The sequence below is a fragment of the Flavobacterium psychrotolerans genome, from assembly GCF_003097635.1.
In the GTDB taxonomy this organism is placed as follows: domain Bacteria; phylum Bacteroidota; class Bacteroidia; order Flavobacteriales; family Flavobacteriaceae; genus Flavobacterium; species Flavobacterium psychrotolerans.
Map to the genome: position 1 here is coordinate 53,077 of NZ_QCZI01000011.1, position 24,356 is coordinate 77,432.

Below are 24,356 nucleotides of genomic sequence, written 5' to 3' on the forward strand. Positions count from 1 at the left end.
TCATTTTGTATCATGACTGTATTTTATTTTTTCAAAATTCATGATACTGGCAATTCCTGTTAAAGGAATCACTGACCAGCGCGGTCTTGAATTTAGTTCATAACCCAATTCATAAACCGCTTTTTCCAATAAGTGATACTTTAATAAAAAATCAATCTCACTTCGATAACCAATATTCAAATTCCCAGCTTGGGCAACTTCGGTATAGGTATGAATAAAAACGCCAACAAAATATTTAAACAAAATCTCTCCCGCATGAAATAAATCTTCTTGATCATAAGGGTATTTTTCTTTGTTGTTGAAAATTGTTGCGTAAATCGAATAATGAAACGAACGAAACATACCAGCTACGTCTTTCAATGGTGGCTGTTTTACTTTTCTGTCACGTATGGTACTTTCAGGTTCTCCTTCAAAATCCAAAATAGTAAAATCATCTCCATTGACCAAAACCTGACCTAAATGATAATCTCCGTGAATTCTAATCCGTTCTGATTTCATTTTCGTCCAATCAAAGTCAAGAAATAATTTCCTAATGTCTTTTTTGTGGTCTAAAAACTGATTTGCCAATTCTAAAGCCAATCCGTCTAATTTATGCAGATTATTTTCCAAAATATTCAATCTGTTTTGAAACTGATAGGTCAATCTGTTTTTAAGCCAAACTGAATAATCCCCATTGTAAGTGGTTGGGGTAAATGCCGTGTCATGAAAATCACCACCAAGGGCAATGTGCATTTCTGCGGTGCGTGTCGCCAATGTTTGAATTCTAATAAAAATGCTCAATCCAACCCAATCAATGATTTCATGTGGCACTGCATTTAATTTTAATCTTTTAAACAATTCAATATCTGGCAATTTGCATATTTTTATTTTTTTATGCTTTAAATTATCAAAAATATGATCTACTTCTTCTAACATAAATTGCCACGCATCTCCTTGATTTGGGACTAATTCCTGCATCAATCCAAGTGTGATATTTCCTTCAGACATGGCTACACTTATACTCCCAGTGTAAGCTGGAGAACTCTTGAAATCCATCCTTTCTGTAAGAAACCGACTAATCTCATAATCCGGATTGGTACTGATATAAATTCTTCTAAAAATCTTCAGTACTAAAGTGTCATTATAAATAACAGAAGTGTTACTTTGCTCCACTCCCATAAATTTAGAACTTTTATATTCTTTTTCCTCTAATTTCTCTCCTTTGTGAAATCTAACTTTTAGAGTTGTTTTCTCACCAGAATTGACAATTTTATCGAACAAAAGTTTTCTAAAATCCTCTTGGTGCAAGGCATCAACAAGAAAGCCTTCAACCCCATTCATTTTCACGGGAGCAATAATTGTATTGGTATCTAAATCCTCTACTTTCATAAAAGAGACAGGCATAAAATAATGCTGATAAAACGCTTCCTTAAAATTAACTTCTAGTAAAACACCGTAATAAGTGTTCTTTTCAGAAGCAATTTTAAAGGAATCTACTACTTCAATATACTTTAAAGTGCTCGCTTTTCCTCCGTACCAACGCTTATTGATGATATAATTTTCCAAAATATCAGATGAAAAAACCTTTATAAATTCTTCATCTTCAAAAGCACTTTTCCAGCCCACATTAAAGACAAATGGGTTTTGAAATTCGTCTGCATTAATTTGATTTTCTGTCATTATTTTTGAATTTTAAATAGATGAAATGGCAATTCAGGGTTTATTTCTACATAGTTCCACTCCTTATTCCACGAATAATTATTTCCGGTAATTAAATCAATAATTTGAAGAGGTGGATTTACAAAATGTTCCATTGGCAGTCGCACCATTGCTTGAGTTTGATTGTATGGGTTAAGACTGACAATCATTAATGTCTCATTTTGTTTGTCATCATCATATTTATAATATGCCAGAACTTCTTCATTATTGGTCTCACAAAAAACAATATTATTGGTTTGTTGTAATGAAACTTGCTCTTTCCTAATCATATTAACACGAGTAATTAAAGTCGTGATTTTATTTTTTTTGTCCCAATCCCATTTAAAATATTCATATTTTTCTGAATTCAAATATTCTTCCTTTCCGGGAGCCATTGGTGCACAAACCATAAATTCAAAAACGGGTCCGTAAACCCCTACATTAGAACTCAATGTCGCGGCAAGAAAATATTTCTGTAAATGCATTGATTCATTACCACCTTGTAAGGCAAATGGATTAATATCCGGCGTATTAGGCCAGAAATTAGGTCTGTAAAATTCCTTTTGTTCGGTTTGGGTCAATTCGGTTACATAATCTATTAATTCTTTTTTAGAGTTTCTCCATGTAAAATAAGTATAGGACTGAGTGAATCCTTGTTTCGCTAATTCATTCATAATCTTTGGCCTAGTAAAAGCTTCCGCCAAAAATAATACATCAGGATGCTTTTTCTTAATTTCACCAATTAGCCATCCCCAAAAATAAAAAGGTTTTGTATGTGGATTGTCCACTCTGTAAATCTTGATGTCGCACTCTTCAATCCAAAATAAGGCTACATCCAATAATTCTGCCCAAAGGTTTTTCCAATCACCGCTTTCAAAATAAATGGGCTGTATATCCTGATATTTTTTGGGAGGATTTTCAGCGTACTGCACCGTACCATCTGGCCTCCACTTAAACCACTGCGGAAAATCTTTTACATATGGATGATCCGGAGCTGCTTGCAAGGCATAATCCATGGCGACTTCTATTCCGAAATCTTTGGCCTTTTTAACCAATGATTTAAAATCTTCAATACTTCCTAATTCTGGATGTGTTGATTTATGTCCTCCGTGATAAGAACCAATACCCCATGGAGAACCTACATCTCCAAATTGAGCATTGGTAGCATTGTTTTTTCCTTTTCTATTTACCTCTCCAATAGGGTGTATAGGTGGAAAATACAACGTATCAAAACCCATCGCTTCAACCCGAGGTATAAGTCGTTCACAATCTTTGAATGTTCCGTGTTTTCCTTCAAATTCCGAAGCGGATCTAGGGAAAAATTCATACCAAGTGCTAAACAATGCTTTTTTTCTATCCACATAAACTTGGAGTTCAATAGATCTATTTTCTAGAAAACGAATGGGATATTTTTTAAATATTTGTCTTAATTCTAGTGAAGTAGCTTCTCTAATTGCATTTTCATACTCAAATTCCGTCGTAAAGAAATAAATTATTTTGCTTAGATAATCATTTTCTGAATTATTAGCTAGATTCTGAACTGCTTTAACATATTCAGCACCTTCTAAAAGTTCTGATTTAACATACTGACCATCCTGAATTTTGCGTCCGGTTCCGTGTTGCCAATTTAAAGCATAATCTACCCAACCTTCAACAAAATAAGAGTAAAAACCCTGTCTTTCGACTTTAAATTCCGCAATCCATACATCATTTTCAGTTGGAGACATTCGGACTTCCTGCCAATGTTGATCGTGCTCATGTTTAAATTTTACGCAACTTTCCAAAACATCATGTCCATCGGAAAAAACATCTGCTGAAACAGTCACTTTTTGACCAATAATTCTTTTTATAGGATAAACGCCACCATCTAATTGTGGCAAAACATTTTCTATGATTATCCGAGTTTGATTCTGCATTTTAAGTTATTTTTATGATTCCTAAATTTAGTAAAAAATATATAATATCATAACTTGCATAAAAAATTATTAAAATGACAAAAAAAAGCAACAAAATAGCTTCATCTTTGAAAATTCCGAAGACAATACTAATAATCGTTAAATTTTTGTCTGTTATTTCTTCAAAAATATTGATTCAATTTGTAGCAAAATTGTTTACAACACCATTAAAACATAGAATTCCTAAAAGAGAATTGGAAATGGATCGTAAAAGCAAACAAATATTAGTTTTAATTCCTAATCTAAACAAGAATGTAATGGTGTATTTTTTGGGACAAAGTCCGAAAAAAATTCTTCTCGTTCACGGATGGTCAGGACGAGGTACGCAATTGTTTAAATTCGCGGATGAATTAATCAAATTGGGCTATTCAACAATTAGTTTTGATGCACCTGCCCATGGAAAATCATCCGGAAAAAGCACATTGATGCCAGAGTTTGTTGAATCCATTTTGGAGCTTGATAGACAATTTGGCCCATTCGAGGCGGCAATAGGCCACTCTTTAGGAGGAATGTCATTGCTAAATTCAGCAAAAAAAGGTCTGAAAATTAAGCGTTTAGCCATAATTGGGAGTGGCGATATTGTAAAGGACATTATGGATGATTTTATCAAAAAATTAGGACTTCATCAAAAAATGAGTGATTTATTATGCTATTATTTCGAAAAAAAATCCAACCAAACCATGGATAGTTTTTCAGCGTATAAAGCTGCAAAAAAAATTGATATTCCTGTCTTGGTAATTCACGATAAAAATGACGATGAAGTCCCAGTAAAGTGTGCCATTCACATCCACAAATATTTAAAAAATGGTAAATTAATGCTGACACAAAATTTAGGCCACCGAAAAATTTTAGGCAATAATGAAGTGATTGAAAAAGTGATCGACTTTATTCAAAATTAAAGACCTGGAATCGAGGTTTATTCAATTTTTAAAAATAACTTCAAAAAGACAGTCACACATTTACACTTACTCATAAAGCCCAATATCAAACATAAAAAAAGGAACCCAAATAAGTTCCTCTGTTATCAATCTATTAAACAGATTGATTTTTCTTTGCTTTTCTTTCTTTATACATTTCATAAAAAGCACCTCCAACCCAATACTGGACAAAAGCCACTAAAAAAAACATTAACCAAAATCCTATTGTAAGAACGGTCAAGAAGAGTAAAAAGCCTAAATACTGTGAAAAGTCAAACATGTTTCCCGGAGTTTTTTTGAATTACATGCAAATGTATGTTTATTATTTTTTCTTGGCAATAAAAACCAAATCATTTTTTTATAAAATGGTATTTTTTCGTATTTTTAGTGTAAATTTTCAAGAAACAATCCTGTTATTCTTTACAAATAAAACGCACTGAAACTCAATTAAAATTAGGAATAAACCAAGTAATCTAGGCTAAATATAAATGAATAACCATATCCACAAATAAACATAAAAAAATGGAGTATCGAATTGAGAAAGACACCATGGGTGAGGTTCAAGTTCCTGCCAACAAATATTGGGGAGCACAAACAGAACGATCTAGAAATAATTTCAAGATTGGCCCAGTAGCATCAATGCCAATTGAAATAATAAAAGGATTTGCCTATCTTAAAAAAGCAGCTGCATATGCCAATTATGATTTGGGCATTCTATCTGTTGAAAAAAGGGATGCTATTGCACAAGTTTGCGAAGAAATCCTCGAGGGTAAATTAGACGACCAATTCCCATTGGTCATTTGGCAAACCGGATCAGGGACACAAAGTAATATGAACGTAAATGAAGTTATAGCAAACAGAGCCCAAGTTTTAGCTGGTTTAAAAATTGGAGAGGGTGAACCCATACTAAAACCGAATGACGACGCCAATAAATCACAATCTTCTAACGATACTTTCCCAACAGCGATGCACATCGCAGCATATAAAACCGTTATTGAAAATACTATTCCTGGAGTTAAAAAATTAAGTGACACCCTTCACTCCAAAGCATTAGAATTTAAAAACGTAGTGAAAATTGGCCGGACGCACTTAATGGACGCTACTCCATTAACATTAGGGCAAGAAATTTCAGGTTATGCAGCGCAATTAGATTACGGAATAAAAGCATTAAAAAATACCCTATTACACCTTTCAGAAGTCGCCCTTGGTGGAACGGCTGTTGGAACTGGATTAAACACTCCCGAAGGTTATGATGTAAAAGTAGCCGAATATATTGCAAAATTCACAGGGTACCCTTTCGTTACGGCACCCAACAAATTTGAGGCTTTGGCTTCTCATGATGCCATTGTAGAAAGCCACGGAGCGTTAAAACAATTAGCCGTTTCTTTAAACAAAATCTCTAACGATATTCGTATGTTGGCTTCCGGACCGCGTTCTGGCATTGGGGAAATCCACATTCCGGAAAATGAACCTGGTTCCTCCATTATGCCAGGAAAAGTGAATCCCACACAGTGTGAAGCTTTGACCATGGTTTGCGCTCAGGTGATAGGTAATGATGTTGCCATTTCAATTGGGGGCATGCAGGGCCATTATGAATTGAACGTTTTTAAACCGCTTATGGCAGCTAACTTTTTGCATTCGGCGCATTTATTGGGTGATGCCTGTCTGTCTTTTGAAAAACATTGTGCCAGCGGCATTGAACCTAATTACAAGCGTATTCAAGAATTGGTAAACAACTCCTTGATGTTGGTTACAGCTTTAAACACTAAAATTGGATACTACAAATCGGCTGAAATTGCGCAAACAGCTCACAAAAACGGAACTACTTTAAAAGAAGAAGCAGTTCGCTTGGGCTATGTTTCCGCAGAAGATTTCGATGCTTGGGTAAAACCAGAAGAAATGGTAGGACGTTTGAAATAATGAAACTTTTTTAATTTTTATCTTCTAATAAAGGTACGAATCGAAACTCCCCAGACTCGTGTTTCTCAAATTGAGTTTCATTTTTTCTAATTAATAAGGTCATAATTTGCACCTCTTCGCCTAAAGGAATAACCAACCTTCCTCCTATTTTTAATTGTGCCATCAATGGTTCCGGAATAATTGGCGCGCCAGCAGTAACAATAATACTGTCAAAAGGCGCAAAATTGGGTAAGCCTTTATAGCCATCACCAAAAGACAAATATTTTGGTTTGGGATTAATAATATCTAACTTAGGCAATAAATTAAGCGTCTTTTTAAATAATTCTTTTTGACGTTCAACGCTATAAACAATTGCTCCCATAGCACATAGAACTGCCGTTTGGTAACCAGAACCAGTGCCGATTTCCAATACCTTATGTCCTTTCTTTACTTCCAATAATTGAGACTGGAAAGCCACCGTGTAAGGTTGGGAAATAGTTTGTTCCGCTCCAATAGGAAACGCTTTATCTTGGTAAGCATAATCGGCAAAACTGGAATCTAAGAATAGGTGTCTCGGAATTTTTTTTATCGCTTCCAACACATTCTTGTCGGTAATGCCTTTTTCTTTTAAAACAGTTACTAATTGATTACGAAGTCCTTCGTGTTTGGCGGTATCTTTCAAAACTTGGGTAAATTTATTTTGGTAAAAATAGAAAACAAATTACCAATTAACAATTATCAATTATCAATTAATTCCTATTTTTGTTCAAAATCATTTTTATGCTAAAAGTTGGCGTTTTAGGTGCTGGGCATCTTGGAAAAATACATTTACGTTTATTACAACAATCCGAAAAATACGAATTGGTCGGTTTTTATGATGAAAATCAGGAAAACGGAGCCAAGATTGCCGCTGAATTCGGCTACAAACAATTCCACACTATTGCTACTTTAATTCATGCCGTTGATGTGATTGATATTGTGACTCCTACCCTCTCTCATTACAAGTGTGCTAAAGTATCTATCAAATCTGGAAAACATGTTTTTATTGAAAAACCCATTTCTAATACCGTGGCCGAAGCCGAAGAAATCATTGCTTTAGCCAATGAATATAAGGTAAAAGGACAAGTTGGCCATGTAGAACGATTCAATCCCGCTTTCATTGCCACAAAAAATATGATTGAAAACCCGATGTTTATCGAAACGCATCGATTGGCGGAATTCAATCCGAGAGGAACCGATGTTCCTGTAGTTCTAGATTTGATGATTCACGATATTGATGCCATTTTGAGCGTCGTAAATTCAAAAGTTAAAAACATTAATGCAAGCGGAGTTTCCGTAATTAGTGATACTCCAGATATTGCCAATGCCCGAATTGAATTTGAAAATGGCTGTGTTGCTAATTTAACGGCAAGCCGAATTTCGATGAAAAACATGCGTAAATCTCGTTTTTTTCAAAAGGATGCTTACATCTCCGTTGATTTTCTGGATAAAGTATGTGAAGTGGTGAGAATGAAAGATGCCCCTGAAGTTCCAGGCGATTTTGATATGATTCTGCAAAATGCTGAAGGCGTAAAAAAACAAATCTATTTTGCCAATCCTGAAGTAGAACAGAACAATGCAATTCTGGATGAATTGGAATCGTTTGCCGATGCCATTAATAACAATACGACCCCAGTTGTAACATTGGAACAAGGTACAAATGCTTTGAGAGTGGCCTATCAAATTATTGATTGTTTTAAAAAATAAAGTTCAAATATGAAAACAATAGCCATAATCGGAGCAGGAACCATGGGTAACGGGATTGCGCATACCTTTGCGCAAAGCGGATTTACCGTAAAACTAATTGATGTTTCCGAAAAAGCGTTGGATAAAGGCATGGTAACTATTGCTGCCAACCTCGATAGAATGTTGGCCAAAGGAACCATTACTCAAGAAGATATTGTTAAAACTATTACCAATATAGTCACTTACACCGATATCAAAGACGGAGTTGTTGGCGTTGATTTAGTCATTGAAGCTGCTACAGAAAATGTAGAATTAAAGCTAAACATCTTCAAACAATTAAATGAAGCTTGTGCTCACAATACCATTTTGGCTACCAATACTTCTTCAATTTCCATTACTCAAATTGGAGCTGTCGTGTCGCATCCTGAACGTGTCATAGGAATGCACTTTATGAATCCAGTTCCCATAATGAAATTGGTAGAAATCATTCGTGGTTACAACACCAGTGACGAAGTGACGAAAATCATCATGGATTTATCCGAAAAACTAGGAAAAACTCCCGTTGAAGTCAACGATTATCCCGGTTTTGTTGCTAACAGAATTTTAATGCCCATGATTAATGAAGCTATTGAAAGCTTGTACAACAAAGTGGCAGGGGTTTATGAAATAGACACGGTTATGAAACTCGGAATGGGACATCCTATGGGGCCATTACAACTAGCTGATTTTATCGGTCTTGACGTATGCTTGGCGATATTAAACGTAATGTATGACGGTTTCAAAAACCCAAAATACGCACCCTGTCCTTTATTGGTAAATATGGTTCGAGCTAGTAAATTGGGCGTGAAATCCGGGGAAGGTTTTTACGATTATTTTGAAAGCAAAAAAGCAGAGAAAGTTTCGAAGCAGTTTTTAATAATTAAAAATTAAAAAATGTTTTTAAAAGAAAATTTAATTTCAATAAAATCCACTTTACCTGAACATGTAACCCTTTTAGCGGTATCCAAAACCAAACCCGTTTCTGATTTGATGGAAGCTTACGATGCTGGTCAACGTATTTTTGGAGAAAACAAAATCCAAGAAATGGTCGAGAAATGGGAACAAATGCCCAAAGACATTCAATGGCACATGATTGGTCACGTTCAAACAAATAAAGTCAAATTTATGGCACAATTTGTGAGCTTGATTCATGGGGTAGATAGTTTGAAATTATTGGAAGAAATCAACAAACAAGCGCAAAAAAACAATAGAATTATAAATTGTTTACTTCAGGTTCACATTGCCGAAGAGGAAACGAAATTTGGGTTGAATGAAGACGAATTGAACGATTTATTGCAATCTGAAAACTTCAAAAAACTTCAAAACATTAGAATTGTAGGATTAATGGGAATGGCTACTTTTACTGATAATCAAACCCAAATCAAAAAAGAATTCAGCCATTTAAAATCTATTTTTGACAATATAAAGGTATTACCAATTGTTAATTGTCAATTATCAATTCTTTCCATGGGAATGTCCGGCGATTACAAACTTGCAATTGAATGCGGAAGCACGATGGTTCGGATTGGAAGTAGTATCTTTGGAAATCGCTAATATAAAGTTTGAATGTGAATAACGAATTTTGAAGTTTCGCAACTTTAAACAAAAAATTTAAACAAAAAATTTGTACGCAATACTCGACATAGAAACCACTGGTGGACAATTTAACGAAGAAGGAATCACGGAGATTGCCATTTATAAATATGATGGTCACGAAATCGTAGATCAATTCATTAGTTTGGTCAATCCAGAAATCCCAATTCAGCCATTTGTAGTCAAACTGACTGGGATAAATAATGCTATGTTGCGTTCTGCTCCAAAGTTTTTTGAAGTAGCAAAGCGCATTATCGAAATCACCCAAGATTGTGTCATTGTTGCCCATAATTCCAGTTTTGATTTCCGAATTCTACGTACTGAGTTTCGTCGTTTGGGTTATGACTTTGAGGCCCAAACACTTTGCACAGTCGAATTGGCGAAAGTTTTAATTCCAGAACAACCTTCTTATAGCTTAGGAAAATTGGTTCGCGCTTTGGGAATTCCAATGGCCGACAGACATCGTGCCAGTGGCGACGCAATGGCCACGGTAAAATTATTCAAAATGCTTTTGGATAAAGATTTGGAAAAAGTGATTCTAAAGGAACTTATCAAAACCGAGGTGGTTAAGGGAATCGCTCCAAAATTATTGGACATCGTCGACAGTTTACCTTCAAAAACGGGAACCTATTACATTCACAATGAAAAAGGTGATCTGATTTACATTGGCAAAAGCCGAAACATCAAAAAGCGAATCAACCAGCATTTTACAGGAACCACAACGAAATGTAAAAAAATCCAATCCGAAGTTTTTAGGGTAACCTATGATGAAACCGGAAGCGAACTGATAGCCTTATTGAAAGAAAGCGAAGAAATAAAAATCAACAAACCCATACACAACCGTGCACAACGCAAAAGTATTTTTCAATGGGCTTTATATGTTGAAAAAGATAAAAACGGCTATCTGAATTTGAAATTACAAAAAGCAGACGGTAGGAAAAAGGAAATCACCTCATTCACTACGCTTCAAGAAGGAAAAAATACCTTATTCCGAATTGCTACAGATTATCATTTGTGCCAAAAACTAACTGGCCTGTACGAAACTAAAGCCGAATGTTTTCAATATAAGATAAAAGAATGTGATGGTGCTTGTATTGGCAAAATTTCGACAGTAGAATATAATGCAAGAGTTCAGGAGTTTATTAACAAAAACAGCTTCGAAAATCAGAATATGGTTTTGATAGACCGGGGACGAACTATCAATGAACGCAGTGCCATTTTAATTGAAAACGGAATCTATAAAGGATATGCTTTTTATGATTTGAACTATCAAATCAACAACATTGAAATCCTAAGAAACATCATCATTCCGATGCAAAACAATAGAGATACCAGAAATATTATTCAAAGTCATATTAGAAAAAGTAAGAGTTTGAAAATTAAAAAATTCTAGTCATGGCTAAATTTCTCATCACCATTGTTGGTCCTACCGCTATAGGAAAAACGGCTTTGAGTATTGCCTTGGCTCAACATTTTAAATGCGAAATTCTTTCTTGCGACAGTCGCCAGTTTTTTAAGGAAATGAGCATTGGCACTGCTGTTCCGAGTCTTGAAGAATTAGCATCGGCAAAACATCATTTTATTCAAAACAAATCCATTTTTGACAACTATACCGTTGGCGATTTTGAAAAAGAAGCCATCGCAAAACTTGATGAATTGTTTTTGGTCAATGATTATGTAATTCTCGTAGGTGGCTCTGGATTGTATGTTGATGCAATTTTAAAAGGGTTTGATGATTTTCCGGAAATTGATGCTGAAGTTCGTTCGGCAATAAATGCTGATTACGAAAAATTAGGAATTGAATATTTACAAGATAAATTGCAGGAATTAGACCGTGATTATTTTGATAAAATAACAGCCGAAAATCCGCAAACCTTACAAAACCCACAACGTATGATGCGTTTTGTTGAAGTTTGTATTGGTACAGCGAAACCTTATTCCTCTTTTATAAACCAAAAGAAAAATTCGAGAAGCTTCACTCCTATCCTCATTGGTTTAGAAGCCGAAAGAGCCATTATTTATGACCGAATCAATCAGCGTGTTGATAGCATGATGAACGAAGGTTTATTGGCCGAAGCCAAAGAATTATTTCAGAATAAAGAATTAAATGCTTTGCAAACAGTGGGTTACAGAGAATTATTTAGATTTTTTGATGGAGAATATACTCTTGATTTTGCCATTGAAGAAATAAAAAAAAATACCCGAAGATTCTCAAAACGGCAACTGACTTGGTTTAAAAGAGATCGAGACACCAAATGGTTTGATTACCTAGAAAAAAAAGAAAATATCATTAATTATATGCACCAATTTACAAACTCCAAATTATAATATCCGATTGCGTAAGTGCCTTGCTCTTACACACAAACCACAACTTTTATAACGGAATTGCAAAGTAATTTTAAATAAAACTAATACTGATACAAAATAACAGCACTTCTTGCCGGAATTGTTATGGATCCTGATGTTATGGATTGGATTCCTTTCTCGTCTATCAATTCTCCGTTGCAAATTAGGTTCCAAGTTCCTTCTATTTTTTGTGTAACAGCAGTTGCATCTCCGTTAAAATATACTCTGATGTTTTTCCATAGGTCTCCGTTTGCATGATTTTTAAGGGTGTAGCCCACCAACAACGGCGATTCCAAATTTAAAAACTCCAAATGATCCTGTATCATTTTTTCAGTTGGCATTTTAAAAGCGGGATGGTTTTTCCTGAGTTGAATTAGTTTTTCATAATAGTTGACCAATGTTACATTCTGATGTTTCCAGTTCCAATCTATTTTGTTGATGCTATCGGGTGCATTGTACGAATTCTCAACACCCATTTTGGTACGTTTCATTTCCTCTCCCATGTGTAAAAACGGAATACTTTGGGAAGTAAGAATAATTGTATTTGCCAAACGATCCATTTGTGTCAATTCTTGCTCGGTGGCTTTAGGGTTTGCAATTTTTAGTTTGTCATATAAGGTGTTGTTATCATGGCAGGAAACATAGCCTATCACTTTAGTCGGGCTGTCCGAATACGGAAACTGGGCATAACCGCGCTTCAAATCATATTTAATTTGCGGATGGTTTGTAGATGCCACAATCCCAAAATGAATCACCTCTTTTAAATCTGGGTTTCCGCTTACAAATCCTTTTTCAGTTACTTTAGACCAATGTCCCTTTACTCCATCCCGAATGTCATCTGAAAAAACAGCAACTTGATGTAATTTTTTGGCATTGTTTTTTAAGGCTCTTTTTTCCATTGGCAAAGGCGAATCTCCTGCTGTCCATCCCTCTCCGTATAAAAAGATGGTAGAGTCAATTTGTCTCAATTCTTTAGAAATCAAATTCATGGTTTCGATGTCATGAACCGCCATTAAGTCAAATCGAAATCCGTCCACGTGGTATTCCGTTGCCCAATATTTAAGCGTTTCCACCATGAATTGACGTCCCATAATCCTATCGGAAGCAAATTCGTTTCCGCAGGCAGTAGCATCAGAACGTTTCCCGTTGGGCCAAGTCCTGTAATAATATCCTGGAACCAATTGGTCAAAAACATCGGTAGAACTGGTATGGTTATACACCACGTCCATCACCAGTCGGATTCCCGATTCATGGAGGGATTGCACCATTTGTTTGTATTCCTTTATCCGTACCAAACCATCAAACGGATTGGTAGAATACGACCCTTCAGGCGCGTTGTAATTTTTTGGGTCATAGCCCCAGTTGTATTGGGGCTGATCGAGTTTTGTTTCGTCAATCGTCCTAAAATCAAAAATAGGAAGCAAATGCAAATGGGTGATTCCCATTTCTTTAAGATGGTCCAAACCTGTCGATTGTCCGAAATCATTTTTAGTATTAGTTTCTGTCAATCCTAAAAATTTGCCTTTGTTTTTTATTCCCGAAGAAGCATCAATGGATAGATCTCTAACATGGGCTTCATAAATAATAATGTCAGAAAAGGATTTTAATAGTGGCTTTTTATCTGAATGCCATTGCAGCGGATTGGTCTTGGTTGCATCAAAAATCAATCCTTTGTTGCCGTTTACCCCCACCCCTTTTGCGTAAGGATCCGGCATTTCCTTAGACCAGTTCCCGTTATTTTTAACCTGCAAAGTATAATAGGTATTGTGATAATCCCCGTTTAGTACGATTTGCCAAACGCCTGTTTTTGGGTCATATAAAAGATTTTCCGTTGTTGTGGGCACGCCTCCATCTCCTTTTTTATATAAGTTAATTTTTGTCTCTTCAACATTGGGACTCCATAATTTTACAATCGTTTTATTTGAGCAGTAGGTAACTCCCAAATCTCCTTTGAGATAGACCGGATAATCATCATAAGACTGAAATTTAACCATATTGATTTTGGAATGTTGCGCTAAAACGGCATTGGTAACCAGAAAAAAACAAATAAAAAGTACTTTTTTTAGGACTAAATTGGACATCTTTTTTTATTTAATTAAAAATATTGACTAACATTTCTTTCAACAAATCGGCTGTAGGCATGGCGTTAGCACCAACTCCTTTGCTTTTTACATCAATATCTCGAAGCGTGGCCACAATTTGGCTTACCTTTTTCATCGGATAGTTTTTTAAAGCGACATCATAATCTTTCAGAAAAAAGGGATTGACTCCCAAAACTGCAGCCACATTTTTAGAATTTCGATCTTTCAACCCGTGGTATTTGAGTAATTGAATAAAAAAACTAAAAACCAGACTGGTAGTAACCACCATCGGGTTGTCTTTCGGATTATCGGCAAAATACTGGGCTATTTGGTAGGCTTTAAGTTGGTTGCGCTCTCCAATGGCTTTTCGCAATTCAAACACATTAAAATCTTTGCTGAAACCAATATTTTCTTCAATATGTTTGGGCGTAATGGTGCTCTCTTTCGGCAAAATAATCTGTAATTTTTCCAGCTCATTATTGATTTTGCTCAAATCGGTTCCTAGAAACTCTACTAGCATGGCAGATGCTTTGGGTTCTATAGAATAATTTTTTCCTTGCAAAACCCGTTTTATCCAATCTCCTACTTGGTTTTCATACAGCTTTTTACTCTCGTAAACCAAGCCCGATTTAGCCAATTCTTTTACTAATTTCTTGCGTTTGTCCAACGTTTTATATTTGTAACATAGTACCAAAACCGTTGATGCCATTGGGTTTGCGGCATAATTTTCCAGTTTGTCAATCGTTTTGATTAAATCCTGTGCTTCCTTTACAATCACCACCTGACGTTCGGCCATCATCGGATAGCGTTTTGATGTCGAAACAATGTCTTCTATAGAAACATCCCGACCGTACAAAACCGTCTGATTGAAGCCTTTTTCCTCTTCAGAAAGCACGTTTTTCTCAATGTAATCTGACAATTTATCTATATAATACGGCTCCTCCCCCATCAAAAAATAAATGGGTTTGATGTTTCCGCTTTTTATGTCATTTACAATTTTTACAACCTCATCCATATTCTTTTGGTTTAAAGTTTAAGGTTTAAGGTTAATTGCCTCGGGTGAAACTTTAAACCTTAAACTTTAAACTTATTTTATACTTTTGCCCCATGCAAAAATTAAATTTTCCATCCTATAACTTTCGATTCAAAAATAGTGAAAATAAAGTGGCTATTTTTGATACAATCAGGAAAAAATTTATCATTCTCACGCCAGAAGAATGGGTACGTCAGCATGTGGTTCAGTACTTATTACAGGAAAAAAAATATCCAAAATCCCATATAAACGTAGAAAAGTTACTCAAAATCAACGATTTAAAAAAACGGTACGATGTGGTGGTTTTTAATCCTGACGGTTCTATTTTTATTTTGGTAGAATGTAAAGCCCCCGAAATTAAAATTTCGCAACATACTTTCGACCAAATTGCGCGCTACAATATGACGTTGAAAGCGCAGTTTTTGATGGTGACCAATGGACATAATCATTACTTTTGCCAAATGGATTTTGAGAATGAAAAGTATGAGTTTCTAAAAGAGCTTCCCAATTTTTAATCCAACTATTTTAAGATTTCAATCTAAGAATCAAACTATCTAATAATCTGAATGAAAATAGCGGTTGTCATACTCAATTGGAATGGACAAAAATTGTTAGAGCAGTTTTTGCCTTCGGTAATCCAATATTCCCCGGAAGCGGTGATTTACGTTGCCGACAATGCTTCGACAGACCATTCCATTGCATTTGTGAAAGCGAACTTTCCATCGGTACAAATTGTAAAAAACGATAGCAATTTTGGCTTTGCCCAAGGGTATAACGAAGCATTAAAACACATTGATGCCGAAATTTACGCTTTGGTCAATTCGGACATTGAAGTGACGGAACATTGGCTGCAGCCGATACTTGAAAATTTCGACAACGAACCGAAAACGGCCATAATCCAACCTAAAATAGTAGATTTCAAGAACAAGGAATACTTTGAATATGCTGGTGCCGCTGGAGGTTTTATAGATAAATTCGGTTATCCATTTTGCAGGGGCCGCATTTTTGAAACCATTGAAAAAGACCTTGGGCAATATGATGACAATTGCGAGATTTTTTGGGCTTCGGGTGCCTGTTTTTTCATCCGTAGTTCGGTTTACAAATCCTTAAATGGTTTTGATGAAGACTTTTTTGCCCATCAGGAAGAAATTGATTTGTGTTGGCGTGCTTTCAATAAAGGGTATCAAATAAAATACAATTCGAAATCGGTGGTGTTCCATGTTGGCGGCGCTACTTTGCAACAGGGAAATCCAAGAAAGACCTTTTTGAATTTCAGGAACTCGCTACTTATGTTAGTTAAAAACCTCCCGAAATCCTCTTTGTACAAAATACTGTTCCTGCGAATGCTTCTGGATGGACTGGCTGGAATTCAATTTTTATTAAAGGGGAAATTTTCACATTTCTTGGCTATTTTAGAAGCGCATTATTCCTTTTATTGTCTTTTTTCAAAGAATTACCGAAAACGAGATAGTTTTCAATCGGACCAATACTATAAGACAAAAAGTATCGTTTTTACCTATTTCATTAAACATGGCACCATTTTTGAAAAGCTATTTTAACAGTTCTTTAAGTACAATTTGAATTGGTATTAAATCATATAAACACTAACTTTGTAAAATAATCAAAAAACCCTTTATTTATGAGAAAAGTCATTTTAGCACTATCATTAGTTGCCTTGCTAACAACTTCCTGTGGTACGAAAAAGAAAATCGCAGCTTTAGAAAGCAAGAACAAAGAAATTCAGGATTTATTGAACACATGTACCGTGAAACTCAATACGTGTTTGACTGAAAAAGAATCGATGTCGAGCCAAATGGAATTTTTGAAGAAAAACAATTCTGATTTGATTAACAATATGGGTAACATGACTACTTTATCTACTAAAGGAGCCCAAAACATTGAAAAAGCTCTGGAAACCATTAAGGAAAAAGACTTGAAAATAACCAGAATGCAAGATGCGCTTACCAAAAAAGACAGTGTAACATTAGCTTTGGTAACCAGTCTTAAGAGTTCTGTGGGGATTTCTGATCCAGACATTGAAGTGAATGTAGAAAAAGGAGTGGTTTTTATCTCCATTGCCGATAAATTATTGTTTAAAAGCGGAAGTTACAACGTAAGCGACAGAGCTAAAGAAGTATTGGCTAAAGTGGCTAAAGTAATCAATGACAAACCAACATTTGAATGTATGGTTGAAGGTCATACTGATAATGTTCCTTATGTTGGAAATGGCGTTTTGATTGACAACTGGGATTTGAGCGTAAAACGTTCTACTGCCATCATTAGAGTTTTGACAAAGGATTTAGGTGTTAAGCCTTCGCAATTAATAGCTGCGGGAAGAGGAGAATACATTCCTTTAGTTGAAAATAATTCAGCAGAGAACAGAGGCAGAAATAGAAGAACACGAATTGTGGTTTTGCCAAAAATTGATGAATTCTATGATATGATTGAAAAAGAAATGAAAAAACCTGCTAAACAGTAATTTACGAATTAATAATACAAAAAACGTCTTGAGTAATCAGGACGTTTTTTTATATTCCTAATACCAACACATAATTACCCAAAAGTCTTGGTTTAAAAACTATTTTCTTAGCATAACTAACTTCAAATTAATATCCCTAACAATAAAAATGATGAAAAAAACTATCAAAAATACCTTAATAATAATCTTAATACTCTTGTCCCAATTCAAAACTGTGGCTCAAGCAAAAGAAAATGCCAACATAAGGACAAAAATTGAAATTGGAATCAAACCAACATCCACCGTAGAGGAACTGACTGAAAAAAGAAAAATTTTTAAAGATATGTTTGATGTATCATTTGATTTCTCAATTTTAAAAATAAATGAAAGTAAAAAAATTATTGCTTTAAAAATTATTTGCAATGATAATAAAGGAAATATAAAAACCTATGAAGTTGAAGGATTGAAACCTATAAAATCATTTTCAGTTTATGTTGAAAAAGATGAAATGGGGTATTTGGAAACTGGATTTAATACCAATCCTATAGAAAATGGTAAGAAAAACTAACTCTCCTTTTTAGTTTATTATAAAAATGCAAATTGTTTAAATGAGCAAAAAAAAAACACTTTTAAGTGTTTTTTTTTGCTATAAAACATCCAAACTCCCTTTGCCCTCCCTCACCACAATGGGTTCATTTCCAGACAAGTCAATAATTGTTGACCCCATATTATTACCATACCCCCCATCAATTACCATATCGACTAGATTTTGCCATTTCTCAAAAATGAGTTCCGGGTCAGTGGAATATTCCAGTACCTCATCTTCGTCCCTAATAGATGTGGAAACAATTGGATTACCTAACATTTTTACAATCTCTAATGCAATCGCATTATCCGGAATACGAATCCCAACGGTGGTTTTTTTCTTGAATTCCTTTGGGAGATTATTGTTTCCGGGTAAAATAAAGGTATAAGGTCCCGGTAATGCTCTTTTTAATAGTTTAAAAGTCGCCGTGTCGATTTGTTTTACATAATCAGACAAATTACTCAAATCATGGCAAATAAAGGAGAAATTGGCTTTCTCTAATTTCACCCCTTTAATTTTTGCAATGCGCTCTAATGCTTTGGAATTCGTAATATCGCAACCCAAACCATAAACGGTATCGGTGGGATAAATAACTAGTCCTCCATTTTTTAAAACCTCCACTACTTTTTTAATAGCAGCCTCATTTGGTTTATCTTCGTATATTTTTATGAATTGTGACATTTGTTTTTTTTATAGTTTGGGTGTAAGCTAACTTGAAATATTTTCTCAACCTATCACATCCAATTTCGCAAATCGCAACAACAACTTCTTGATTCCGCCAACTTCAAATTTGATTTCCGCTTTTTTGTCGGCTCCAACTCCTTCAAGATTAATGACTTCGCCTTTCCCAAAACGTTCGTGCATCACCACATTTCCTAAGGTGAGTTTGTTGTCAAATAAATTCGCCGTTCCCGAAGCCGCATTGCTGGAAACCGGTTTCAGTTTCCGAACATTAATATCCGATTTTGGTTCGTTATCAGTAATATATTTTGGAGGAGTCCCTCCTATTGGTTTTGCCAATCGCAGTTTCGATTTATCGACATCACCAAAAATATCATTATCGATCATGGGCTTATACCGATAATTTGTTTCCTCTGCCGTAAGATATTCCAGATATTCGCCATTAATTTCTTCAATAAAACGGGAAGGTTCACTATCCGTTAATTTTCCCCAGCGGTAACGCGATTGTGCATAGGTCAAATAGGCTTGCTTTTCGGCACGAGTCAAGGCAACATAAAACAATCGACGCTCTTCTTCCAGTTCGCTACGAGTGCTCATACTCATGGCGCTCGGAAACAAATCCTCTTCCATTCCCACCACAAAAACATACGGAAACTCCAACCCCTTGGCCAAATGTATCGTCATTAAAGCAACACGATCTTCATCAGAAGTATCTTTATCTAAATCGGTTGCTAAGGCTACATCTTCCATAAACTCAGACAAGGCTCCACGAGCGCCATCAATTTCTTTTTGGCCTTCGGTAAAATCTTTAATACCGTTTAGAAGCTCTTCAATATTCTGAATTTTAGCAATTCCTTCAGGTGTAGCATCTTTCTTTAATTCCTGAACCAATCCTGTTTTTTTAGAAACATGATCGGCCAAATAAAAAGCATCTTGATTCTCATTAATTACCTGAAAACTCTGAATCATCGTCACAAAATCCTGCAATCTTTGTTTTGTTCCCGAATTCAATTTCAAATCTATTTTATCGATGTTTTGCATCACTTCAAAAATAGACCGCTTATAATGATTGGCTGCAATAGTCAACTTCTCGACGGTAGTATCTCCAATTCCCCTTGCTGGATAATTGATTACGCGAATCAGTGCTTCTTCGTCTTTCGGGTTAATCACCAATCGCAAATAACATAAAACATCTTTAATTTCCTTACGTTGATAAAACGACAAACCACCGTAAATTCGATACGGAATGTCACGTTTTCTCAGCGCATCTTCCATCGCACGGGATTGGGCATTGGTACGATACAAAATAGCAAAATGACCATTCATCATTTGATTTTGCATTTTTTGTTCCCAAATCGTGCTGGCTACAAATCGCCCTTCTTCGCTATCGGTGACGCTTCGATGCACTTTTATTTTGTTTCCAAAATCATTTGCCGTCCAAACGACTTTATCTAATTTGGTTTTATTTTTGTCGATAATCGAATTCGCCGCTTCCACAATATTTTTAGTTGAACGGTAATTTTGTTCCAATCGATAAGTTTTTACTCCTTCGTAATCTTTCTGAAAATTCAAGATATTATTGATATTCGCCCCTCGAAAAGCATAAATACTTTGGGCATCATCACCAACGACACATATGTTTTGGAACCTGTCGGACAAGGCGCGAACAATCAAATATTGGGAATGGTTGGTATCTTGGTACTCATCAACCAAAATGTATCTGAAACGGTCCTGGTATTTCGCCAAAACATCAGGAAAACGATTCAACAACTCATTGGTTTTTAGCAACAAATCATCAAAATCCATAGCGCCTGCTTTGAAACAACGCTCTACATAATTTTGATAAATTTCTCCCATACGAGGTTTTTTAGCCATGGCGTCGGCTTCTTGCAATTCGGGATTATTGAAATAGGCTTTTACCGTTATCAGGCTGTTTTTATAAGAAGAAATTCGGCTTAAAATTTGTTTTGGTTTATAAATATCTTTGTCTAATTGCATTTCCTTTATGACAGCAGAAATCAATCGAACGCTATCCTGCGTATCATAAATTGTAAAATTAGAAGGGTACCCTAATTTGTCTGCTTCCGAACGAAGAATACGGGCAAAAACAGAGTGAAAAGTTCCCATCCAAAGGTTTTTAGCTTCACTGGCACCCACAATATCGGAGATACGCTTTTTCATTTCACGAGCCGCCTTGTTGGTAAATGTCAGTGCCAAAATACTGAACGCGTCCACACCTAAACTCATCAAATAGGCAATTCTAATGGTTAGTACCCGCGTTTTTCCCGAACCAGCGCCAGCTATAATAATCATGGGTCCGTCTTTTTGGAGTACGGGTTCCTGCTGTGCTTCGTTAAGTTGGCTAATGTATTTTTGCATTTTCAGTAGTATCAAATTTATATGCAAAAATAGGCATTTAATGGCAGAATATTTGACCCGAATTTATGTGAATTATTAACACCTAAAATGAAAATTTTGACCTTGCAGTACATTAGAAAATAGCCTACTTTTGACAAAATAATTTTTTAATTGACAACCATGGATACCACAAAATTGATTGAATTACTTGCCTATACTTTACCGTCTTTGATTACAGGAGCAGTTGCTTACTATTTTTTTGATTTACATACCAAAAATGAAGAAGGAAGACGCCGTTATTTATTGAATAAAGAAGCCCAGAAAAATGCCTTACCTTTGCGTTTGCAAGCTTTTGAACGCATGGCCTTATTTTTAGAACGCATTAGTCCTACTAAATTATTGACTCGTATTTCCCCAATTTCATCCAATAAAAACGATTATGAGAATTACATTATTGCCCAAATTGAACAGGAATTTGAACACAATTTAACCCAACAAATTTACATGTCTGATGAATGTTGGACCATTATTGTTACAGCAAAAAATGCCACAATTCAAATGATCCGAAAAGCCAACATGAGCGAGCGTGTGGAGGATGCAGATAAATTGCGCGAAGTTATTTTAAGTGATTTGATGGAAAAACAAACTCCTAGTAGTGCCGCTTTAAGCTATTTAAAAAATGAAGTTGGAATGCTATTTTAGAAATGCATGTATTTATTAAAAAATGGAAACGCGCCTTTATAAAAAAAATCAAACTCTTACCATAATTCCAAAATTAATATCAATTTCACTTTTATTCCCAACCATTCATGAAAAATACCAACATGAATTAAGACTATTTCCAGAATCGATTGCCTTGTTTATTCCTCTAATAACCTTTGCAGTTGCGTTTTCTCCCGAAGGGGCAATTCTGCACGGATTCTAATAAAAACATCCCTGTGCTTTTGCTCTTTCAAAAGCTTTCTAATGGTGTCTTTAGAAAATTTGACAAATTGCCAACGGTGACTTCCCATTCCATAAATCAGACTTCTAAACATGTCTTCATTATAGATTTTTAAACTCAGTAATTTTTCCAAGGCGCTTTGTTGTAAGCCAGAATCATAATTTGTTCCTGTGTATGCCAACAATTCATGATAGGCTTCCAGTTTTTCTTCCTTATCTCGAGTTGTCAAAAAAGCCAAAGAAAGATGTTGCAGTTTTAAATTTTTATCCTGAAAGCCCACCCAATCCTTTGATAACTCAACATATCTTTTTTGATGTTCCGGAAAGAGTTTCCACAAATTGAATAACGCAATTTCCTGTGTTTCATATGATTTGTCATTCAGCAACGATTCATATTCTAATCTAAAACTTTCTGGAATGGTTGTTAGACTTAAAGCCACCGCTCTCCTTACATTCCAATCTTTTGTATTCAAAGCCGCCCACAATATTGATTCTTTAGACTCAAAAGGAAATGATACCGTTTGGTAAACCAACAATTCCTTTATAGGATAATAGGCATCACTCTTCATGATGTTAATGATTTGTTCTTTATCTTTTACAATGTCTAAAGGCGTATCCCGAAGTACAATGTATTGCTTGATAAAATCATTTTTTTGTAAGATAGCATTTACTTCTGCTTCAGGGAATGCCGTTTGCTCTAACCATCTTTCACGAAAAGATTTAGTGTCATAATCGGAAACCAAACTGATTTCTAACAAGAAAGTATCGGTAGTTACATTTTGATAGGCATATTTTGTCAAATAATTTTTTATCGCCAAATTGAATTTTTCCTGCCCCAAAGCCTCATGCAAAACATGCAAAGCCCAAGCCCCCTTTTGGTAAAACGATAATGAACTCGCCTTTTCGTTTAATATTGGAATTAAATCTTTCTTAGAAGCTTCCTTGATTTGTTGCGAAGTGGTATATAATTTATTGTAAAAATAATCCTCCCCAAAAACTTCCCTTTCAGCCAATAATGCGTAGTATGTAGCAAACCCTTCCTGCAACCAATGTTCTTTCCCGGATTGAGCCGTAACCAAATTACCAAACCACTGATGCGCCAGTTCGTGGGCATTAATATTGAGATAATTGCGGTCGTTATACCCTACGCTATCCACCACAAAATCTCTGGTAAATAATGTAGAAGTCGTGTTTTCCATTCCTGCATACAGAAAATCCCGAACCGGAATTTGACGGTATATCCCCCAAGGATAAGGAACTCCGATTTCTTTTTCCAAAAAATCAAATATTTTTTTGCTATCTCTGTAAGTGGGTTCTACTTTGCTGGAATCCTCTTTTTCATAATAATCCTCCAGCACGATTGCAGAGACTGCCTTTTCCTGATATTTCTTAAAATGACCAATGGCTACCATCGCCAAATAACTGCTCATGGGCTTTGTCATCTGGTATTGCCAACATATTTCATCCCCTTTTTCGGTTTTCTTAATGAGATTCCCGTTAGACACCACCTCAAAACTTTTTTGGAACGTAATGCTCAAACTGAAAACCGCTTTTTCATTCACGTCGTCAAAACTCGGCAACCAATTGCTGGTATATTTACCCTGTCCTTGAGTCCAAATTTGACCTTGCACCTCTTCTGGTGTATCTATTTCCTTAGAGAAATCCCAGTTTACGAAATACATCGCTTGGGTTGGAAAAGCCTCATAATTGAATGTCAGGGTATTTTCGCCTTTTTTAAACCCTTTATATAGCAATAGCTGCTTTTTGTTCTCAGTAAATTTTACGCCCGTTCCGTTTATTTTCACATTGGAAAACACCATTTTTTGTGCATCAATCCGGATAGTATCAATTTTGTTTTTGACTTCAAAAGTATATTCGCATTTCCCAACTACATTCCGTTTTATGGGGTTAATTTCAAGGTTGGCATGGATGGTTTTAAAATCCACCGATTGGGTTTGTTGCGCAAAGGCGAACGAGGAGAGGAACATTACAAAGAAGTATTTCATATTTAAATAGCATTTATGGAATTTGTATTCCTATTTTTTAGCCGATTCTATTCAATTGTG

At 35.4% G+C, this 24,356-nt stretch carries 21 protein-coding genes; 12 read left to right on the forward strand and 9 right to left on the reverse strand.

Translation table 11 applies throughout. The features are described from left to right. Together DB895_RS09645 and DB895_RS09650 are read right to left on the reverse strand one after the other, a co-directional pair. Positions 1–1,659: a trehalose synthase gene (locus tag DB895_RS09645; protein ID WP_116725155.1), complete on the reverse strand. Its 1,659-nt coding sequence runs from the start codon at positions 1,657–1,659 to the stop codon at positions 1–3. After that, positions 1,659–3,593 carry an alpha-1,4-glucan--maltose-1-phosphate maltosyltransferase gene (locus DB895_RS09650; protein ID WP_116725156.1) on the reverse strand — a complete coding sequence of 645 codons (1,935 nt, stop codon included), beginning with the start codon at positions 3,591–3,593 and terminating at the stop codon, positions 1,659–1,661. Before DB895_RS09650 ends, DB895_RS09645 begins: the two co-directional genes overlap by 1 nt. A 74-nt stretch (positions 3,594–3,667) precedes the next feature. On the opposite strand from DB895_RS09650, the gene DB895_RS09655 reads away from it, so the two are divergent. Continuing rightward, positions 3,668–4,531 (forward strand): alpha/beta hydrolase, encoded by an 864-nt coding sequence (locus DB895_RS09655; RefSeq protein WP_116725157.1) that lies wholly within the window; start codon positions 3,668–3,670, stop codon positions 4,529–4,531. A 133-nt stretch (positions 4,532–4,664) separates the two neighbouring features. Here DB895_RS09655 and DB895_RS14290 read toward each other — a convergent pair whose 3' ends face one another. Then, on the reverse strand, positions 4,665–4,829 hold the full coding sequence (locus DB895_RS14290; protein WP_166426960.1) for a hypothetical protein: 165 nt from the start codon (positions 4,827–4,829) through the stop codon (positions 4,665–4,667). Between the two features lie 242 nt (positions 4,830–5,071). Here DB895_RS14290 and fumC point away from each other — a divergent pair, with 242 nt between their 5' ends. After that, positions 5,072–6,469: a class II fumarate hydratase gene (fumC, locus tag DB895_RS09660; RefSeq protein ID WP_116725158.1), complete on the forward strand. Its 1,398-nt coding sequence runs from the start codon at positions 5,072–5,074 to the stop codon at positions 6,467–6,469. Positions 6,470–6,479: 10 nt separating this feature from the next. Here fumC and DB895_RS09665 read toward each other — a convergent pair whose 3' ends face one another. Next, on the reverse strand, positions 6,480–7,130 hold the full coding sequence (locus DB895_RS09665) for a protein-L-isoaspartate(D-aspartate) O-methyltransferase (protein WP_116725159.1): 651 nt from the start codon (positions 7,128–7,130) through the stop codon (positions 6,480–6,482). Between the two features lie 98 nt (positions 7,131–7,228). On the opposite strand from DB895_RS09665, the gene DB895_RS09670 reads away from it, so the two are divergent. The 5 genes from DB895_RS09670 (at position 7,229) to miaA (ending at position 12,133) form a co-directional block, all read left to right on the forward strand. Beyond that, a complete protein-coding gene (locus DB895_RS09670) occupies positions 7,229–8,194 on the forward strand; it encodes a Gfo/Idh/MocA family protein (protein WP_116725160.1) in 966 nt (321 codons plus the stop codon). 9 nt (positions 8,195–8,203) lie between these two features. Further along, complete coding sequence (locus DB895_RS09675) at positions 8,204–9,103, forward strand: 3-hydroxyacyl-CoA dehydrogenase family protein (RefSeq protein WP_116725161.1); 900 nt, start codon at positions 8,204–8,206, stop codon at positions 9,101–9,103. 3 nt (positions 9,104–9,106) lie between these two features. Next, positions 9,107–9,766, forward strand: coding sequence for a YggS family pyridoxal phosphate-dependent enzyme (locus DB895_RS09680; RefSeq protein WP_116725162.1), 660 nt, complete (start codon positions 9,107–9,109; stop codon positions 9,764–9,766). A gap of 70 nt (positions 9,767–9,836) precedes the next feature. Next, a complete protein-coding gene (locus tag DB895_RS09685) occupies positions 9,837–11,198 on the forward strand; it encodes an exonuclease domain-containing protein (RefSeq protein WP_116725163.1) in 1,362 nt (453 codons plus the stop codon). A 2-nt stretch (positions 11,199–11,200) separates the two neighbouring features. Further along, positions 11,201–12,133, forward strand: a complete 933-nt coding sequence (gene miaA / locus DB895_RS09690; protein ID WP_116725164.1) for a tRNA (adenosine(37)-N6)-dimethylallyltransferase MiaA — start codon at positions 11,201–11,203, stop codon at positions 12,131–12,133. A gap of 80 nt (positions 12,134–12,213) precedes the next feature. Here miaA and pulA read toward each other — a convergent pair whose 3' ends face one another. Together pulA and holA are read right to left on the reverse strand one after the other, a co-directional pair. Next, on the reverse strand, positions 12,214–14,232 hold the full coding sequence (gene pulA / locus DB895_RS09695) for a type I pullulanase (RefSeq protein ID WP_116725165.1): 2,019 nt from the start codon (positions 14,230–14,232) through the stop codon (positions 12,214–12,216). Between the two features lie 10 nt (positions 14,233–14,242). Beyond that, positions 14,243–15,247, reverse strand: a complete 1,005-nt coding sequence (gene holA, locus DB895_RS09700) for a DNA polymerase III subunit delta (protein WP_116725166.1) — start codon at positions 15,245–15,247, stop codon at positions 14,243–14,245. Positions 15,248–15,339: 92 nt separating this feature from the next. On the opposite strand from holA, the gene DB895_RS09705 reads away from it, so the two are divergent. The 4 genes from DB895_RS09705 to DB895_RS09720 all read left to right on the forward strand — a co-directional run bounded on the left by DB895_RS09705 (position 15,340) and on the right by DB895_RS09720 (position 18,291). Next, positions 15,340–15,780, forward strand: a complete 441-nt coding sequence (locus DB895_RS09705) for a type I restriction enzyme HsdR N-terminal domain-containing protein (RefSeq protein ID WP_116725167.1) — start codon at positions 15,340–15,342, stop codon at positions 15,778–15,780. A gap of 51 nt (positions 15,781–15,831) precedes the next feature. Beyond that, positions 15,832–16,824, forward strand: coding sequence for a glycosyltransferase family 2 protein (locus DB895_RS09710; RefSeq protein WP_116725168.1), 993 nt, complete (start codon positions 15,832–15,834; stop codon positions 16,822–16,824). An 80-nt stretch (positions 16,825–16,904) separates the two neighbouring features. Then, the gene (locus DB895_RS09715) at positions 16,905–17,744 is read left to right on the forward strand and encodes an OmpA/MotB family protein (protein WP_116725169.1); all 840 of its coding nucleotides are present in this window, start codon (positions 16,905–16,907) and stop codon (positions 17,742–17,744) included. 148 nt (positions 17,745–17,892) lie between these two features. Continuing rightward, entirely contained in the window at positions 17,893–18,291 is a 399-nt protein-coding gene (locus DB895_RS09720) for a hypothetical protein (protein ID WP_133242664.1), read from the forward strand. A 78-nt stretch (positions 18,292–18,369) separates the two neighbouring features. On the opposite strand, the gene DB895_RS09725 is transcribed toward DB895_RS09720, so the two are convergent. Both DB895_RS09725 and DB895_RS09730 read right to left on the reverse strand, forming a co-directional pair. After that, complete coding sequence (locus DB895_RS09725; protein WP_116725171.1) at positions 18,370–18,990, reverse strand: L-threonylcarbamoyladenylate synthase; 621 nt, start codon at positions 18,988–18,990, stop codon at positions 18,370–18,372. A gap of 45 nt (positions 18,991–19,035) precedes the next feature. Beyond that, positions 19,036–21,369 (reverse strand): ATP-dependent helicase, encoded by a 2,334-nt coding sequence (locus DB895_RS09730; RefSeq protein ID WP_116725172.1) that lies wholly within the window; start codon positions 21,367–21,369, stop codon positions 19,036–19,038. A gap of 159 nt (positions 21,370–21,528) precedes the next feature. Between DB895_RS09730 and DB895_RS09735 the strand changes: the two genes are divergently transcribed. Beyond that, on the forward strand, positions 21,529–22,050 hold the full coding sequence (locus DB895_RS09735) for a DUF7935 family protein (RefSeq protein WP_116725173.1): 522 nt from the start codon (positions 21,529–21,531) through the stop codon (positions 22,048–22,050). Positions 22,051–22,208: 158 nt separating this feature from the next. Here the strand turns inward: DB895_RS09735 and DB895_RS09740 are convergent, their stop codons facing one another. Beyond that, on the reverse strand, positions 22,209–24,296 hold the full coding sequence (locus tag DB895_RS09740) for a M1 family metallopeptidase (protein WP_116725174.1): 2,088 nt from the start codon (positions 24,294–24,296) through the stop codon (positions 22,209–22,211). Between the last annotated feature and the right edge of the window lie 60 nt (positions 24,297–24,356).